Annotated in this window: 15 protein-coding genes; 10 read left to right on the top strand and 5 right to left on the bottom strand. The window is 68.1% G+C overall.

Annotated features, from left to right (window positions below; translation table 11 throughout):
- The first annotated feature begins 88 nt into the window (after positions 1 to 88).
- From A5750_RS22005 to A5750_RS22025, 5 genes are all read left to right on the top strand, one after another.
- Positions 89 to 976, top strand: a complete 888-nt coding sequence (locus A5750_RS22005) for a universal stress protein (protein WP_067266178.1) — start codon at positions 89 to 91, stop codon at positions 974 to 976.
- 15 nt (positions 977 to 991) lie between these two features.
- Positions 992 to 2,452, top strand: coding sequence for a bifunctional aminoglycoside phosphotransferase/ATP-binding protein (locus A5750_RS22010; protein WP_156664384.1), 1,461 nt, complete (start codon positions 992 to 994; stop codon positions 2,450 to 2,452).
- Between the two features lie 98 nt (positions 2,453 to 2,550).
- The gene (locus tag A5750_RS22015) at positions 2,551 to 3,549 is read left to right on the top strand and encodes an NAD(P)H nitroreductase (protein WP_082959171.1); all 999 of its coding nucleotides are present in this window, start codon (positions 2,551 to 2,553) and stop codon (positions 3,547 to 3,549) included.
- A gap of 25 nt (positions 3,550 to 3,574) precedes the next feature.
- Positions 3,575 to 4,690, top strand: coding sequence for a 3-oxoacyl-ACP synthase III family protein (locus tag A5750_RS22020; protein WP_066947916.1), 1,116 nt, complete (start codon positions 3,575 to 3,577; stop codon positions 4,688 to 4,690).
- On the top strand, positions 4,674 to 5,561 hold the full coding sequence (locus A5750_RS22025) for a 3-oxoacyl-ACP synthase (protein ID WP_066947861.1): 888 nt from the start codon (positions 4,674 to 4,676) through the stop codon (positions 5,559 to 5,561). Before A5750_RS22020 ends, A5750_RS22025 begins: the two co-directional genes overlap by 17 nt.
- Before the next feature lie 97 nt (positions 5,562 to 5,658).
- Here the strand turns inward: A5750_RS22025 and ppsA are convergent, their stop codons facing one another.
- Both ppsA and A5750_RS22035 read right to left on the bottom strand, forming a co-directional pair.
- Positions 5,659 to 8,064, bottom strand: coding sequence for a phosphoenolpyruvate synthase (ppsA, locus tag A5750_RS22030; protein ID WP_066947866.1), 2,406 nt, complete (start codon positions 8,062 to 8,064; stop codon positions 5,659 to 5,661).
- Between the two features lie 25 nt (positions 8,065 to 8,089).
- Complete coding sequence (locus A5750_RS22035; protein ID WP_066947870.1) at positions 8,090 to 8,341, bottom strand: hypothetical protein; 252 nt, start codon at positions 8,339 to 8,341, stop codon at positions 8,090 to 8,092.
- Positions 8,342 to 8,449: 108 nt separating this feature from the next.
- On the opposite strand from A5750_RS22035, the gene A5750_RS22040 reads away from it, so the two are divergent.
- On the top strand, positions 8,450 to 9,832 hold the full coding sequence (locus tag A5750_RS22040; protein WP_066947874.1) for a wax ester/triacylglycerol synthase family O-acyltransferase: 1,383 nt from the start codon (positions 8,450 to 8,452) through the stop codon (positions 9,830 to 9,832).
- Here A5750_RS22040 and A5750_RS22045 read toward each other — a convergent pair.
- Positions 9,827 to 10,507: a PAS and ANTAR domain-containing protein gene (locus tag A5750_RS22045; RefSeq protein ID WP_066947878.1), complete on the bottom strand. Its 681-nt coding sequence runs from the start codon at positions 10,505 to 10,507 to the stop codon at positions 9,827 to 9,829. The genes A5750_RS22040 and A5750_RS22045 overlap by 6 nt on opposite strands.
- A gap of 93 nt (positions 10,508 to 10,600) precedes the next feature.
- Positions 10,601 to 11,050, bottom strand: a complete 450-nt coding sequence (locus tag A5750_RS22050) for an Hsp20/alpha crystallin family protein (protein ID WP_066947923.1) — start codon at positions 11,048 to 11,050, stop codon at positions 10,601 to 10,603.
- A gap of 146 nt (positions 11,051 to 11,196) precedes the next feature.
- On the opposite strand from A5750_RS22050, the gene A5750_RS22055 reads away from it, so the two are divergent.
- Both A5750_RS22055 and A5750_RS22060 read left to right on the top strand, forming a co-directional pair.
- Entirely contained in the window at positions 11,197 to 11,580 is a 384-nt protein-coding gene (locus tag A5750_RS22055) for a helix-turn-helix transcriptional regulator (protein ID WP_066947881.1), read from the top strand.
- Between the two features lie 77 nt (positions 11,581 to 11,657).
- Positions 11,658 to 12,194 (top strand): DUF1360 domain-containing protein, encoded by a 537-nt coding sequence (locus A5750_RS22060; RefSeq protein WP_066947884.1) that lies wholly within the window; start codon positions 11,658 to 11,660, stop codon positions 12,192 to 12,194.
- A gap of 7 nt (positions 12,195 to 12,201) precedes the next feature.
- Here A5750_RS22060 and A5750_RS22065 read toward each other — a convergent pair whose 3' ends face one another.
- Positions 12,202 to 13,512, bottom strand: a complete 1,311-nt coding sequence (locus A5750_RS22065; RefSeq protein ID WP_067265707.1) for an NAD(P)/FAD-dependent oxidoreductase — start codon at positions 13,510 to 13,512, stop codon at positions 12,202 to 12,204.
- Between the two features lie 245 nt (positions 13,513 to 13,757).
- Here A5750_RS22065 and A5750_RS22070 point away from each other — a divergent pair, with 245 nt between their 5' ends.
- Entirely contained in the window at positions 13,758 to 14,939 is a 1,182-nt protein-coding gene (locus A5750_RS22070) for a zinc-dependent alcohol dehydrogenase (protein ID WP_066946774.1), read from the top strand.
- A 69-nt stretch (positions 14,940 to 15,008) separates the two neighbouring features.
- Complete coding sequence (gene glgX / locus A5750_RS22075; RefSeq protein ID WP_066946768.1) at positions 15,009 to 17,159, top strand: glycogen debranching protein GlgX; 2,151 nt, start codon at positions 15,009 to 15,011, stop codon at positions 17,157 to 17,159.
- Positions 17,160 to 17,190: the final 31 nt, after the last annotated feature.

The raw sequence follows: 17,190 nt of genomic DNA on the forward strand, positions 1-17,190 counted from the left end.
GCCTCATGGCCATGCGGTTGGTGACTAAAGCCTCATGATCGACGGCCGTTCCCGCCATAGCGTTTTGGGCGAGGAGAGGGAGAACATCATGTCCGTACTCGCAAACCACCATGGCATCGTCGTCGGAATCGACGGATCGCCGGCCTCGAACGCCGCCGTATGTTGGGCGGCCCGTGACGCCGCGATGCGACACGTCCGGCTGACCGTGGTCCACATGGTGAACGCGATGGTGCCGATGTATCCGGCCCTGCCACTGTCGACCGGCGTGGCGGTGTGGCAGGAGGAGCAAGGCCGGGAGGTCCTCGAGCAGGCGGTCAAGATCGCCGAAGAGTCCGTCACCACGGACCGCAAGGTCGACGTCCGAAGCGAGCTGAGGTGCGCGCCCCCGGTGCCCACGTTGGTCGAGATGTCCAAAGAGGCCGAGATCATCGTCGTCGGCAGCAACGGACGCGGGGCGATGGGCAGGCTGTTGTTGGGTTCGGTGAGCAGCAGCGTGGTCCGCAGCGCGCGCTGCCCGGTCGCGGTCATCCGCGACGAAGACCCGCTCATGCCACACCCCCAGCAAGCCCCGGTGCTCGTGGGCATCGACGGCTCACCCGCATCGGACGTTGCGGTGGCCGTCGCTTTCGACGAGGCGTCGCGACGTGGCGTCGAGCTGACGGCGCTGCACGCCTGGAGTGACGTCGACGTCTTCGAACTACCAGGAGTGGATTGGTCGGCCGTGCGGGCGGAAGCCGAGCGGAGCCTGGCCGAACAACTGGCCGGCTGGCAGGAACGCTATCCCGACGTGACCGTGAACCGGGTCGTCGTTTCCGACCGGCCGGCCCGCCAGCTCATCGAACAGTCGGAATCCGCCCAACTCGTCGTCGTGGGCAGCCATGGCCGCGGCGGCCTGTCCGGCATGTTGCTGGGCTCGGTCAGCAACGCCGTGGTCCACTCGGTCCGGATGCCGGTGGTCGTCGCGCGGCCGTCCTAGGGTCGCGCCGCCGCCGTGCCGTATCTCGATGTGCACGAAACCCACACGGGTGTCGTCATTCTCGCCGGTGACCGCGCATACAAAGCCAAGAAGCCGGTGCTGACCGACTTTCTCGACTTCCGCTTACCGCAGCAGCGCGAGCACGCCTGCCGCCGGGAGCTCGAGCTCAACAGCCGGCTCTCGCCCGAGAGCTATCTCGGCGTCGCCCACCTCACCGACCCGCTCGGCGGGCCGGCCGAGCCGGTCGTTGTCATGCGGCGCTACCGCGACGAGGACCGCCTCGCCCACCTGGTGGCCCACGACACTTCAGAGTCCGTGCACCGAGTTTTGGACGCGGTGGCGGCGGTGTTGGCCCGCTTCCACGAACGCGCCGAGCGCGGCGAGCGGATTGACGCCCAGGGCGATGCCGCCGCGATCGAGTGGCGCTGGCGGGAGAACCTGTCCGAATTGGAACGGTATGCGAACAAATCGATTCCGGGCATAGCCGAAAGTGAGGTAGCTCATGTGCAGCGCCTCGCGTCCCAGTTCATTGCCGGGCGCGCGGGGCTGTTCTCGCGGCGCATCCGCGATGGGCGCATCGTCGATGGGCACGGCGACCTGCTCGCCGACGACATCTTCTGGGTCGGCGGCACCCCCGCGCTGCTGGACTGCCTGGAGTTCGACGATCGGCTGCGCCACGTCGACTGCATCGACGACGCCGCCTTCCTCGCGATGGACCTGGAATTCTTGGGCCGCAAGGACTTCGGCGACTACTTCCTGCAGCGTTACGCCGAGCATGCGGGTTGGGCGGCGCCGCGGGCGCTGTCCGACTTCTACATCGCCTACCGGGCCGTGGTGCGAGCGAAGGTGGACTGCGTGCGGGTTTCGCAGGGCAGCCCCGGCGCGTCCGACGACGCCGCCCGCCACCTGGCCATCGCCACCCGGCACCTACAGAGCGGCACCGTTCGGCTTGCTCTGGTCGGCGGCAACCCGGGCACCGGAAAGTCCACGGTGGCCCGGGGGCTGGCTGAATCGTATGCGGCGCAGCTTATTTCCACCGACGACGTGCGCCGGGAGCTTCGGGAGTCGGGCGCCATCGCTGGTGAGCCCGGCGTGCTGAACGCCGGGCTCTACAGCCCCGACCAGGTCGCGGTGGTCTACGAGACCACTCTGCGCCGCGCGCGGCAGTTGCTGGGCGAGGGCCACTCGGTGATCCTCGACGGCACCTGGCGCGATCCGCGGACGCGCGAGGAGGCTCACCAACTGGCCTCCGAGACGCACTCGGCGCTCGTCGAATTCGTGTGCTCGGCGACGGCCGACGTGGCCGCCGACCGGATCAAAACCAGGCCCGCGGGCAATTCGGAGGTGACGCCGGAGATCGCCGCCGCCCTGGCCGCCGGGTACGCCGACTGGGACGGCGCGCACCGGATCGATACCTCGCGGCGCCCGGACCTCGTCGCTCGCGAGGTCCACGACCTCTGGGGGCGCGCGACGTAACACCCCAGGAGGTTCCAACGTCCCGGCCGTCGGGGACCAACGGCCCTGCCCGCACCCGCCGCGTGGGGCATACAGTTTGCCTCAGCGAAATCGACGAAATGGTGGAGATGGACGCGAAAGTGCCGACAGCGAAGGTCATCCGGGACGCGGTGACGCTCGCCTGCCGCGCGCCTTCGCTGCACAACAGCCAGCCCTGGCGGTGGGTGGCGGACGGCACGAGGCTGCACCTGTGGGCCGACCCGCGCCACGCGATGCACGCCACCGACCACACCGGCCGGGAGCTGATCCTGAGCTGCGGCGCCGTCCTCGACCACCTGCGGGTCGCCATGGCCGCCGCGGGCTGGGACAGCGTCACCGAACGTTTTCCCACCGATGGCAGACCGGATCATCTCGCGAGGGTGGGCTTTTGGCCCGTGGAGAACGTGACGGCGCAGTGCCGGCTGCGAGCCGACGCGATCCTTCGGCGCCGCACCGATCGGCTGCCCCTGGGCGCACCGACCGCGTGGCCCACGCTGCATTCGGCCCTGAGCCGCGCGGTGACCCCGTACGACGTGTCGCTGGACGTGGTCGACGACGACGAGCGACCGAGTCTGGCCGAGGCGTCGCGGCTCACCGAGCAGTTGCGCCGAAGCGATACCTCCTACCTAACCGAATTGCGTTGGTGGACCTCGCCCTTCGAAGCGAACGGTGACCACGTGCCCGAAAGCGCCCTGGTGTCCAGTTCCGAGGCCGAGCGCGTCGACATCGCCCGCGCGTTCCCGCCGGCGGGCGGGGGCCGCCGCCGCGCCGCGATCGATCAGGACCACTCCAAGATCGTGGTCCTGTCCACCCGTGACGATGATGCGCCGGCCGAGGTGCTGCGCTGCGGTGAGGCGCTGTCGGCGGTGCTGCTCGAATGCACTTTGGCCGGCATGGCCACTTGCACCCTGACCCACATGACGGAGATGTCGCTGAGCCGCGACATCATCAGACGGGTCACCGGCGGCTCCGGCCAGCCGCAGCTGCTGATCCGGGTCGGCCGGTCACCGGCCACGGACCCACACGCGAAACCCACCGCCCGGCGTCCGGTGACCGAAGTCCTCGAGATGCGTGGGTGACCGAAATGCGAAGGAGGTGGCATCGATGACTCGGCACTGGCTGGTGATGGAAACAACCGGGGAAACAACCGGGAGGGACGGTGCGGCCCCCTTCGTCGCGCGGGTCGCGGCCGCGGGCCGGCATCTGCCCGGAACCCACCTGACGACCGACGAGCTTATGGCGTCCACCCGCCACCGCACCCACATCGACCTGGAACGGCTGACCGGGATCCGCGAACGCCGGGTGTCGGTGGGCGATGAGGACTCCTACACCCTGGCCAGCTCGGCGGCACTGAACTGCCTGGCCACCGCGCAGCAGGATCCAGCGGCGCTGGACGTGGTGATCAGCTGCAGCATCACCAAGTTCCGCGACGGGCTGACCCAGTGGCTCGAGCCGACCATGAGCAGCGCCGTGGCGCGCGGGATCGGGGCGGTGAACGCGATGACGTTCGACGTGTCCAACGCGTGCGCCGGAATGCTCACGGGCGTAACGATTTTGAATAACTGGATCCGCGAGGGCGTCGTCGAGCGCGGGCTCGTCGTCAGCGGCGAGTACATCTCGCAGCTTTCCAACAACGCCGCCCGGCACATCCGCAACATCATGAGCAAGGAGCTGGCCTGCCTGACGCTGGGCGATGCCGGCGCGGCGCTGCTGCTCGAGCGGGCACCGGCCGGTTCGGCCGGCATCGCCCTGGCGGGCTTCACCACCGTCGCCGACTACAGCCGGCTCTGCCTGGCGTATCCGCAGGGGGACGACCCGGGGGCGCGGATGTTCACCAACTCCCGCGCCATCCAGAAGGCCGCGATCGCCGACACGCCGCTGCTGTTGAGCGAAGTGCTTGACACCGTTGGTCTTTCGATCCACGACATCGACCACGTCATCACCCACCAGACGTCCGCGCGCGCCATCCGCAAGGGCATGGCCCGGATGTCGGAGGTGTTCGGTGACAGCCCGCGCCACGACGCGGTGATCACCGTCGACCGCTACGGAAACACCGCCTCCACCACCCACACGGTGGCGCTCGTCGAGGAACTCGAGGCCGGGCGGATCAGGCCCGGGGAGCGAATCGCGTTGCTGGCGTTGGCCTCCGGACTGGAGATCGGTGTGGTCTTGTTGACCCTGGACGAGGATGTGGTGAGCCGCTATGGGAACGGTGATTGATCGGATCGACGTCTCGCATCCGCGGCTGCGGGGGCGCCACAGCGCCTTGCACCTGGCCGTCGTCGCCGCCAAGGACTGCCTGAAGCGGGCCGGATGCGAGGCGAAAGACCTCGACCTCGTCGTCAACGCCGGCATCTACCGCGACCGCAACCTCGGTGAGCCGGCGCTCGCCGCGCTGATCCAGGACGACATCGGCGCCAACCCGGAGGACCCGCACGCCGGTGCCCACGGCACCTTCTCGTTCGACATCGCCAACGGCACATGCGGGCTGCTGACGGCGCTGCAGATCGTCGATGGGTTCATGCGCAGCCGCGCCATCCGGCGCGCGCTGGTGGTCGCCAGCGACGCCGACCCCGGGCACGGGATGAGTGAGCACTTCGGATTCTCGGCCGCCGGCGCGGCGATGCTGTGCGGCTGGTCCGACGACGACTACGGCCTCAGCCGGGTATCCTGGGTGAACGACCCGAGTGAAGCCGGCGACGAAAACTTCAGCGCCACGGTGGGTTTCGCCGACTCCCGCAACGTCCTGCGCTTCTCCGAGTCGGCGGCGATGGACGAGCGGTTCGCGGCGGCGGCCGGGCGGGCGGTGTCGGCGTGCCTTGCCGAGCAGTCAGTTCGGCTGTCCGAGGTCGACGCGATCGTCGCCGCCCCCGCCCGGCCCGGATACCGCACCGCGCTGGCTGCCCGGCTGGGCTTGCCGGTCGAGGCGATCAGCGTCGCCGACGACGCACGCATGCACACCGCCGCCCTGGCCGCCGCGTTCGGGCAGCGGGCCGAGCGGTTGCCGGCGGGCGCGCGGGTCGTGTTCGTCGCGGCCGGGGCCGACGTCGTCGCCGGCGCCGCCCTGTATCGCCAGCCACCGCGACCCTGAGGATCCCCGCGACCTTCGGCGAGATTGCACTCAGGGTCGTGCATGCGCCCTCAACCACAGCCGTCACGGCAATCTCGGCGCGCGACGGCGCGGCGGCTCACTGCAGCTGCACCGCGCCCTCGAGGTCCAGGATCTGCCGGGTGGTCTTGACCACCACGTCGGGGTTCAGGCTGATCGAGTCGATGCCGCAGCGAACCAGGAACTCGGCCATGTCGGGGTAGTCCGACGGCGCCTGACCGCACAACCCGGAGTGAATCCCGTTGCGGCGGCATCCCTCCACGGCCAGGCGGATCATCTCCTTGACGCCCTCGTCGCGTTCGTCGTAGTCGAAGGCCACGATCTCGCTGTCCCGGTCGACACCGAGGGTGAGCTGGGTGAGGTCGTTGGATCCGATGGAGAAGCCGTCGAAGCGCTTGGCGAACTCGTCGATCAGGATGACGTTGTTGGGGATCTCGCACATCGCGTACACCTTGAGCCCGTTCTCCCCGCGGCGCAGACCGTGTTTGGCCATCTCCGCCAGGACCAGGTCCGCCTCGGCCACCCGGCGCACGAACGGCAACATCAGCACGACGTTGGTCAGCCCCATCTGTTCGCGTACCCGCTTCATCGCCCGGCACTCCAGCGCGAATCCCTCGGCGTAGGCCGGGTGCGCGTAGCGCGAGGCGCCGCGGAAGCCGATCATCGGGTTGCTCTCGGCCGCCTCGAAGCCGCTGCCGCCGACCAGGCTGGCGTACTCGTTGGTCTTGAAGTCCGACATCCGCACGACGACAGGCTTGGGCCAGAAGGCGGCGGCGATGGTGCCGATCCCTTCCGACAGGCGCTCCACGAAGAATTCGGCGCCGTCGGAATAGGCGTACGTCAGCGTCTCGATGGTCCGCCGTGCCTCGGGATCGTCCACCCGGTCGGGGTGGAGCAGGGCCAGCGGGTGCACCCGGATGTACTCGTTGATGATGAACTCCATCCGGGCCAGCCCCACGCCGTCGTTCGGCAAGAACGAAGTCTTGAACGCCAGATCCGGGTTGCCGAGGTTGAGCATGATCTCGGTGTGCGGGCGTTCCTGGTCGGACACCTCGGTGCGATCGACGCGAAAGCCCAACTCGCCGCGGTAAACCCGCCCCGTGTCGCCCTCCACGCACGACACCGTGACGACCTCGCCGTCGGGCACGCTCGTGGTGGCGTCACCCGCGCCGACGACGGCGGGGATGCCGAGCTCGCGGGCGATGATCGCCGCGTGGCAGGTGCGCCCGCCGCGGTTGGTGACGATGGCCGCGGCGATCTTCATGATGGGTTCCCAGTCGGGCGTGGTGACGTCGGCCACCAGCACGTCGCCGGGCTGGAACTCCGACAGCTTCCCGAGGTTGTCCATCCGCCGGGCGATGCCGGTGGCGACCTTCTCGCCGACCGAGCGGCCCTCGGCGAGCACCTCCTTGCCCTCGGTGCCCTTGCTCTCGAGCACATAGCTTTCGATGACCGTCAGGCTGCGCTGGGAGGCCGCGGTTTCTGGCCGCGCCTGGACGATGTAGAGCCGCCCGTCGAGACCATCCTTGGCCCATTCGATGTCCATCGGTCGCCCGTAGTGGCCCTCGATGGCGCAGGCGTAGCCGGCCAGCTCGAGGACGTCGTCGTCGGTGACGCAGAACCGGGCCCGGTCGGCCTTCGGGGTGGGGATGTTGCGGACGGTGTTCTTCGTCTCCCCCTCGACGTAGATCATCTTGACCGCCTTGTCCCCGATCAGCCGGCGCAGTACCGCGCGGTGGCCGGCCTGATACGTCGGCTTGTGGACGTAGAACTCGTCGGGGTCGACGGCGCCCTGGACCACGTTCTCGCCGAGCCCGTAGGCGCCAGTGATGAATACGACGTCGTGGAAGCCCGATTCGGTGTCCAGGGTGAACATCACCCCGGACGAGGCGAGGTCGGAGCGCACCATCTTCATGACGCCGATCGACAGCGACACCTTGAAGTGGTCGAAGTCCTGGTCGACCCGGTAGTGGATGGCCCGGTCGGTGAACAGGCTGGCGAAACACCGGCGACAGGCGTCCAGCAGGCTCTCGGTGCCCTTGATGTTGAGGAAGGTCTCCTGCTGGCCGGCGAAGCTGGCGGTCGGCAGGTCTTCGGCGGTCGCCGAGCTGCGCACGGCCAGGCTGACGTCTTCGCCGTATTCCTCCTGAAGCTGCCGGTAGGCGGCCGTGATCTCGGCGGCGAGCTCCGGGGGAAGCCCTGCGCCGTAGACGATTTCGCGGGCCTGCTTGCCCTTACGTGCCAGCGCGGTGACGTCGTCGGGGTCGAGATCGTCGAGCGCGGCGTGCAGCGCGCCCCAGGCGCCGGCGCTGTCCAGCACGTGCCGGTAGGCCTCGGCGGTGATCGCGAAACCGTGCGGGACGCGCACGCCCTGCCCGGTCAGTTTTTGGAACATCTCGCCCAGCGAGGCGTTCTTCCCGCCGACCAGCGGGACGTCCTCGATGCCGATTTCTTCGAAGAAGCGGATGTAGGTGAAATCGCTCATGGTGTTCTTCCTTCGGCGGGTTGCATCAATACGCTTCGTAGATACCGCTGTTCGCTTTTCGCATGATCCAGGCGTAGTCCGCCCGTTCCCCGGCGGTTGACGACGCCGGCTCGGGGCGCCGCCAGCAGCCCTCGCTCTCACGCAGCGCGGCGGCGTACTCGAGACCGTCGCACAACCACCAGCACCCGCTTGCCCTTCGGCTGCGCGGTGCGATCAGGTCGGTGCGGGGCGCGGCGGCGAAAGCATCTGCCTCGCTGCTCAATTGCTCTCCCGTCACCCCCCTCACGATATGGCCGGGGGCGCGCCGCCACAGCCGCCGTTTGACCTCAGTAGTTGGGGACTTACGGCCCTGCCAGCAGGGCATTGCGGCGCGGAAAGTAGCACCATGGAGCAATTGACCGCGCTCGATGCCGGCTTCCTGGAGGTGGAGGACTCCGACCCGCACGTCAGCCTGGCGGTGGGCGGCGTGTCGATCGTGGAGGGACCGATCCCGACCTACGACGAGTTCGTCGCCGAATTCGCCGAGCGGGTGGCGGCGGTACCGCGCTGCAGGCAGATCCTGCACACCCATCCACTCGACCTGCGGCCGCCCGAATGGACGGAAGACCCCCACTTCGACCTCGCGCGTCACCTGCACCGCGTCGCGCTGCCGCAACCGGGCCGCGACCCGGAGCTGTTCGAGATGATCGCGTCCTTGATGGAACGGCGCCTCGATCGTGAGCGCCCCCTATGGGAGACCTGGATCATCGAGGGGCTCAGCGGAAACCGGTGGGCGGTGCTCACCAAGATTCACCACTGCATCGCCGACGGCATCGCGATGACGCAGCTGTTCGCCAAGTTCGGCGACGACGGCGACGGCGGCACCTTTGCGGTCGACGTCGGCGCCGCCCGGAAGGCGGTTCGGCGCGGGCCGGAGCTGTCCAAGATCAGCCTCAATCCCTTGAACTGGGCGAGTGGAATCGGGCGGAGCGCGTTCGGCGCCCTGACCGCGGCCGAACACGCGGCGATCGGTGCGGCCGAGCTGACCACAGCACTGATGCGCCCCGCCCCCCAATCTTCGCTGAACGGGCCGGTTACCGCGATGCGGAGGTACAGTGTGGCCCGCGCCCGGCTGAGGGACATGAACAAGGTCGCCCGGGCATTCGAAGTCACGCTCAACGACGTTGCGCTGGCAGCGATTACCAACAGTTATCGCGCCGTCTTGCTGGCGCGGGGGGAACAACCGGGCCGAGACTCGCTGCGCACGCTCGTCCCCGTCTCCGTCCGCGCGGTGGATCACTTCAATGTCGCCGGCAACCGGGTCTCGGCGATGCTGCCGCTGCTGCCCGTCGACGAGGCGGACCCGGTGCGGCAGCTGCAACTGGTGCACGACCGGCTCACCCACGCCAAGGCGAGCGGTCAGAGCGAGGGTGGCAGCGCGGTGGTGGTGGCCGCCAAGCGCACCCCGTTTGCGCTGTCGGCGTGGGCGATTCGATTGCTCTCGCGGTTCCCTCAACGCGCGGTAGTCGCCTTGGCGAGCAACGTTCCCGGCCCACGAAGCCGCCAGCGGCTGATGGGCCGCCGGGTGCTGGAACTCCTGCCGGTTGCCCCGATCGCCCTGCAGGTGCGCACCGGCATCGGAATGCTCAGCTACGCCGATAGTTTCGTCTTCGGCATCACCGCCGACTACGACACGGCACCCGACATCGACGCGCTCGCCGCCGGCATCGAGAAGGGGATGGCGCAATTGGTTGCGGCCGCCCGTACCCGGCGCCGCAAGGCGTCATGACGCGGCGGGCTCCGTGACGCGTTCATGCGCGGTCAGCAGCAGATGGTCGATCTCCGATTGGGCATCGAAGCGCAACCGGGCGCCGCGGAGGTCTTCGGCGATCTGCTCGGCGAGCGGCCGCAACTTGACGTTCGCTTCCTGTGAAAGCCATTTGAGCAACTCGAAGGCCGCGCTCTCACTGATGCCATAGATCAGCATCAGCATGCCCTTGGCCTGTTCGATCCCGGCCCGGTTCCCGTTGATCTCGGCCAGTCTGGCGCTGACGATCTCCTCCGCCACCTGTCCCGTGACCGGGGAGACGTCGATGTAAAACCCTTGCGTTCCAACGACGTCGCCGTCGTCGTCGAAGAACCGGTCACCCACCACGACGACGTGTCGCACATTCCCGCCGGTGTCGACGATTCGATGGCGAGTGCTGAACGCCTGCCGGGTGTTGACGATCTGTTCGATGGTGGCCGCGACCTGCCCGCGGTCGTCCGGATGCTTGTGCGAGAGCACCAGATCGGTGGTGGGCGTCACGCTGCCGGGCTCATACCCGTGCATCCGCTGCACTTGTTCCGACCACTCCCAGCGCTGGTCGGTGAAGTAGAAGCGAAACCAGCCGGCCGGCTGCGCGGCGCCGCCGGCCAACGCCTGTTCGACGTTAGCCCGTTGGCCGTCCAGTTCCCACTTCATCTCGCACCTGCTCTCCCTGGGTTTTTGAACCGGAGGAAGGCGGCGGCCCGTGTGTTTCTGCAGGGACCCGCGCCGCCGCCCGTCCGCCGGACATCAGGCGTTGATGACCTCGCGTTGCGAGGCGTTCTCATTGATGGCCGTTTGCCCGTCGCCGCGCCCGACGGTGATCTTGCGCGGCTTGGCCCGTTCGGCCACCGGAATGCGCAGCCGCAGAACACCTTCGCGGTAGGACGCCTCGATCTTGTCGGTGTCGAGGTTGTCGCCGAGCACCAGCTGCCGGCTGAACACCCCGCGTGGGCGCTCGGTGGCCAGCATCTCGCGGTTCGGGTCGACGGCGGGCCGCTCGGCGCGCACGGTCACGACGTTGCGCTCGATGTCGATGTCGAGCGACTCGGCGTCGATGCCGGGCAGGTCGAACTCGACGACGAACTCCTCGCCCTGGCGCCATGCGTCCATCGGCATCACTGCCGGCCGGGCGGCCGTACCGAACACCTGGTGGGCAAAGCGATCGAGGTCACGGAAGGGGTCGGAACGCATCAGCATGGTGGTCACCTCTCACTCCAATCTAGGCTGTGGTCTGGCTATTACCTATGTCCAATGACATAGATTTGGTATATCACTGTCGACATAGTCATGCAAGTGTGATAAATAGATTTTCTAGGCCAGGCAGCTTCGAGGAGAGACGGGTGATGACCGACCAACGCGGCGATTCCGGCGTCCCGGCGCCCGATCACGGCGTGTATGGCATCTCGGTGGCCGCCGAGCTCTCCGGCGTCCCGGTGCAGTCGCTGCGCCTGTACGAGCGGTATGGGTTGCTCGCGCCGGCGCGAAGCAACGGCGGAACCCGCCGCTACAGCGCCGACGACCTGGCCCGGCTCAAGCGCATCAGCGAGCTGGTCGGCGCCGGCATCAACCTGGCCGGCGTCGCCCGGATCCTGGACCTCGAGGATCACAACGCGACGCTCTCGGCGGCCAACACCGACCTGCGGTCCACGAACCAGACCCTGCGGAAGGCCGCCAAAACCGCGAAGGTCACGCAGGTGGGCGGCGAACCCGGCGACGGGGCCGGCTGAGGGCGCCGCGGCCCTCCGATTGCGCTCACCGAGTTCGGGTACACAGCCTGCTGTGCCCTTGAGCTGAAGGAGATGCAATGGGAGAGGTGGCGGAAGCCAAGACCCACGTGGTCGACGGCGCACGGCGCGAAGCGGACGAATACCGCGGCGACGAGCCTCGTCCGTTGGGCGGATACGTGGCGGTGCTGCTCGTCTACACCGCCGTGGTGGCCGTCGCGACCACGGCCGCGCTGCTCACCGGGCGGACGTTGCCCACCCGGTGGCGGATCCAGGACCTGATCACGGTCACCCTGGGCACCCACAAGCTCTCGCGGACGCTGACCAAAGACGCGGTGACCAGCCCGTTGCGCGCGCCGTTCACCCGCTTCGCGGGCAGCGGCGGCCCGGCCGAGGTCATGGAGGAGGTCCGGGACGAAAGCCCATTGCGGCACAGCGTGGGAGAACTGCTGACGTGCCCGTTCTGCCTGGATATGTGGGTGGCGACCGGCTTCGCCATCGGCTTGGTCTTTGCCCCGCGCTTCACCCGCCTGATCGCCGGCGTCTTCACCGTGTTGACCGGCGCCGACTTCCTGCAGCTGGCCTACTCGATGGCGCAGCAGTCGGCCGGGGGCTGAGCAGCGCTCAGCCGGTCTTCGGCATCGGGATGCCCTCGCTAGCCGCAAACTGTGCGTCCTCCTCGGAGGACAGCCCGATGGACACCACCGACCGGGCGAACAGCGCGTCGGTCAGGTAGGCCAGCGACACCGCCCACCGGTTGACGCCCCGCGGAATCGCGTACAGGTGATACGACCGGGTGACGACCTTCGCCGGCAGGCCCGAGAGGTGGATGTTCAGCGGGTTGGCCACCGCCTGCCACGGTCCCAGGTCGACCACCAGGCCCAGGTTGCGGTGCTTGTATTGCTTGGGCGTGCCATAACCGAGGCTGGCCGCCACGTTGCGGGCCAGCACCTTGCCCTGGCGGGTGGCGTGCTGGGCGGTGGGCGGCGTGATCTTTCCCGGCTGGGTCAGGTCGGGGACCGCGGCCGCGTCGCCGGCCGCGAAGACGTCGGGGTGATCCGGCACTTGCAGATCCGGCTGGACTTTGAGTCGGCCTTGCTCGGTCGGCAACCCCAGATCCTGGATCAGCGGCGCTCCGGTGACACCGGTCACCCAGGCGACCGTGCGCGTGGCGATGCGCGAATCATCGCTGAGCACAACGTGATCGCCGTGTGCTTCCTTGAGCGTGAGGCCGAGCCGGACGTCGATCCCGCGCCGGCGGAGGACCTTCTGCGCGGCATCGCCCAGCTTCTTGCCGACCTCGGGCATCACCTGCTCGGCCAGATCGAGGAGCACGAACCGGACGGCGGCGGGGTCGAAGCGCATCTGCTTGGCGGCCGCGTCGGCCAGCGCCCGAAGCTGTGCCACCAGTTCGGTGCCCGAATAGGAGGCCCCGACCACGACGACGGTGCGCCGGGCCTGTGCCACCTGCGGGTCGTCCTCGATGTTGGCCAGCTCGAGCTGCTCCACGAAATGGTCTCGTAGGTATAGGGCCTCGGCGGTGGTCTTCAACCCGCGCGCGCACGTCGCGAGGCCCGGAACATCGAGAAGCCTTGTCACCGAACCCGGCGTGAGCACCAACCGATCCCAGGCCATGGTGTGGCTGCGCTCTTCGGGATCACACCATCTCAGCGTGTGCCGGGCGAAGTCCACACCATCCACGCGGCCGCGCACCGCGTGCACGCCTTTGAGGCTGTTGGCCAGGGGGATCGCCACGAACCGGGCATCGACCACCCCGCCGGCGACGTCGGGCAACAACGGCGTGTACAGCATGTAATCCACCGGGGAGACGATCGTGATGTCGGCCTGCACGCGCCGTCTCCGCAGGATTCGGGCCAGACGGCCCGCGCAGGTGAATCCGGTGAAGCCGCTGCCAACGATCACTATCGAGGTCACCAATCCGAGTCTACGACGGGTGCCCCGAGCGGATCGGGGCACCCGTCGTGGTTTCACTGGAACAACCACAGCGAGGGCCCCCAAAAATGTTTAATAGCAACGCAATACGTGCATGCGGGGCCGGTGCGCAGCAAGCCTTCCTCACCAACATCGCGAACTCGTTGATCGACAGCGAGCATCCGCTCAAACGCCGGTGCCGCTAAAGCGGCGTTTCGGGGGCCGCGAGACGGGTATGCGCTTCCCACATGAAGGCTGTCACGTGGCACGGCAAGCGCGACGTGCGGGTGGAGTCGGTGCCCGACCCGAAGATCGAGCAACCCACCGACGCCATCATCGAAGTCACGTCGACCAATATCTGCGGGTCCGACCTGCACCTCTATGAGATCCTCGGGGCCTTCATGAAGCCCGGGGACATCCTTGGACACGAACCCATGGGAATCGTGCGCGAGGTCGGGGGTGAAACGGGTGACCTGCGGGTCGGGGACCGGGTCGTCATCCCCTTCCAAATCTCTTGCGGCACTTGCTACATGTGCGACAAGCAGCTCTACACCCAATGCGAAACCACGCAGGTGCGTGATCAGGGCATGGGGGCCGCGCTGTTCGGCTACTCGGAGCTCTACGGCGAGGTCCCCGGTGGCCAGGCCGAGCTGTTGCGCGTCCCGCAGGCGCAGTTCACCCACATCAAAGTCCCTGTCGGGCCGCCGGATTCGCGGTTCGTCTACCTGTCCGACGTGCTGCCGACGGCCTGGCAGGCGGTGGCCTACGCCGACATCCCGGACGGCGGCACGGTCACCGTGCTCGGCTTGGGCCCGATCGGCGACATGGCCGCGCGCATCGCCGATCACCTCGGCTATCGGGTGATCGCCGTGGACCTGGTGGCCGAACGCCTCGGACGTGCCGCGCAGCGCGGCATCCACACCATCGACTTGGGCCGGCTCGACTCGCCACTCGGGGAGGCGATCCGGGACCTGACCGACGGGCGAGGCTCCGACTCGGTCATCGATGCGGTGGGCATGGAAGCGCACGGTTCACCGGCGGCCAAACTGGCCCAGCAAGCCACCGGCATGTTGCCCGACTTCATTGGCAAGCGGCTGATGCAGACCGCCGGTGTGGACCGGCTCAGTGCCCTGTACTCCGCTATCGACATCGTGCGCCGCGGCGGCACGATATCGCTGATCGGCGTGTACGGCGGGATGGCCGACCCGCTGCCGATGCTCACTTTGTTCGACAAGCAGGTGACCCTGCGGATGGGCCAGGCGAACGTGAAGCGGTGGGTGGACGACATCATGCCGCTGCTCACCGACGACGACCCGCTCGGCGTCGACACCTTCGCGTCGCACGTGCTGCCCCTCGACCAGGCCCCGCACGCCTACGACATTTTCCAGAAGAAGCAGGACGGGGCGGTGAAGGTCGTGTTACGGCCTTGAAAATCGTTTAGCCGCAAGGCCTTCCGGCCCACCGTTTGGGGGAGTCCCCGGTAGGGTATTGATTGCGCCATGACATCCGCAGAAGCCTCCGCCCCCACGCCCACCGGAGAGGTGTGGCCGGGCCGCGCCTACCCCCTTGGCGCCACCTACGACGGGGCAGGCACCAATTTCGCCGTCTTCAGCGAAGTGGCCGAGCGGGTGGAGCTGTGCCTGTTCGACGCCGACGGCACCGAGAGCCGGGTCCCGCTGCCCGAGGTCGACGGCTACATCTGGCACGCCTACATCCCCAACATCGAACCCGGCCAACGCTACGGCTACCGCGTGCACGGCCCGTACGACCCGCAGAACGGCCTGCGGTGCAACCCGAACAAGCTGCTGGTGGACCCGTATTCGAAGGCCATCGACGGGTCGTTCGAGTGGAACCAGGCCCTGTTCAGCTATAACTTCGGCGACCCCGAGAGCCGCAACGACGACGACTCGGCCACGTTCATGCCCAAGTCGGTGGTGATCAGCCCCTACTTCGACTGGGGCAACGACCGGCCGCCAGACCACCAATACGCCGACACGGTCATCTACGAGGCGCACGTCAAGGGCCTGACGCAGACCCACCCCGACATCCCCGAGCAGCTGCGCGGCACCTACGCGGGCGTCGCGCACCCGGTGATCATCGACCACCTCAAGGACCTCGGCGTCACGGCCATCGAGCTGATGCCGGTGCACCACTTCGCCAACGACTCCACCCTGGTGGACAAGGGCCTGTCGAACTACTGGGGGTACAACACGATCGGGTTCTTCGCGCCCGATTTCAAGTACTCCAGTTCGACGTCGCCGGGCGGTCAGGTGCAGGAGTTCAAGGCCATGGTCCGCGCCCTGCACGAGGCCGGCATCGAGGTCATCCTCGACGTCGTCTACAACCACACGGCCGAGGGCAACCACATGGGCCCGACGCTGTCCATGCGCGGCATCGACAACGCCGCGTACTACCGGCTGGTCGACGACGACAAGCGCTACTACATGGACTACACCGGGACGGGCAACAGCCTCAACGTCGGGCACCCGCACGCCCTGCAGCTGATCATGGACTCGTTGCGCTACTGGGTGACCGAGATGCACGTCGACGGCTTCCGCTTCGACCTCGCCTCGACGCTGGCCCGCGAGTTCTACGACGTGGACCGGCTGGCCACGTTCTTCGAACTGGTGCAACAGGATCCGACGGTTAGCCAGGTCAAGCTGATCGCCGAGCCGTGGGACGTCGGCCCGGGCGGTTACCAGGTCGGCAATTTCCCGCCGCAGTGGACCGAATGGAACGGCAAATACCGCGACGCGGTCCGGGACTTCTGGCGCGGCGAGCCGTCGACCCTCGACGAGTTCGCCTACCGGCTGTCCGGGTCGGCCGACCTGTACGAGCACACCGCGCGCCGGCCGGTGGCCTCGATCAACTTCGTCATCGCCCACGACGGGTTCACGCTGCGAGACCTGGTGTCCTACAACGAGAAACACAACGAGGCAAACGGCGAGGACAACAACGACGGCGAAAGCCACAACCGGTCCTGGAACTGCGGCGCGGAGGGGCCCACCGACGACCCGGGCGTCAACGCGCTGCGCGCCCGCCAACAGCGCAACTTCCTCACCACGCTGCTGCTGTCGCAGGGGGTGCCGATGATCTGTCACGGCGACGAGCTGGGCCGCACGCAGAACGGCAACAACAACGGCTACTGCCAGGACAACGAGCTCACCTGGATCGACTGGTCCAAGGCCGATAACGGCCTGCTGGAATTCACCCGCGTGGTGTCGGCCCTACGCGCCAACCATCCGGTCTTCCGGCGGCGCCGGTTCTTCTCCGGCAAGCCGCTGGGCCGCCGCGGCCAGGACGGGTTGCCCGACATCGCCTGGTTCACCCCCGAGGGCGCCGAGATGACCGAGGAGGACTGGGGCGCCGGATTCGCGAAGTCCGTCGCGGTGTTCCTCAACGGGCACGGCATCCCGGACCGCGACGCGCGGGGGCAGCGGGTGTTCGACGACTCGTTCCTGCTCTGCTTCAACGCCCATTACGAGCCGATCGAGTTCACCCTGCCGCCAAAGGAATTCGGCGCCGCCTGGCAACTCGTGGTGTTCACCGGCCCGGAGGAGGAGACGCCCGCGGAGGAGGTGCCCGGGGGAGGGACGCTCACCGTGGACGCGCATACCGCCGTGGTGTTGCAAGCCCCCGACGGAGGCTGACGCGCATCGGTGACCTTCGCCGCGAGAGTGG

It is taken from the genome of Mycobacterium sp. 852002-51613_SCH5001154 (genome assembly GCF_001667425.1).
Classification (GTDB): Bacteria; Actinomycetota; Actinomycetes; order Mycobacteriales; family Mycobacteriaceae; genus Mycobacterium.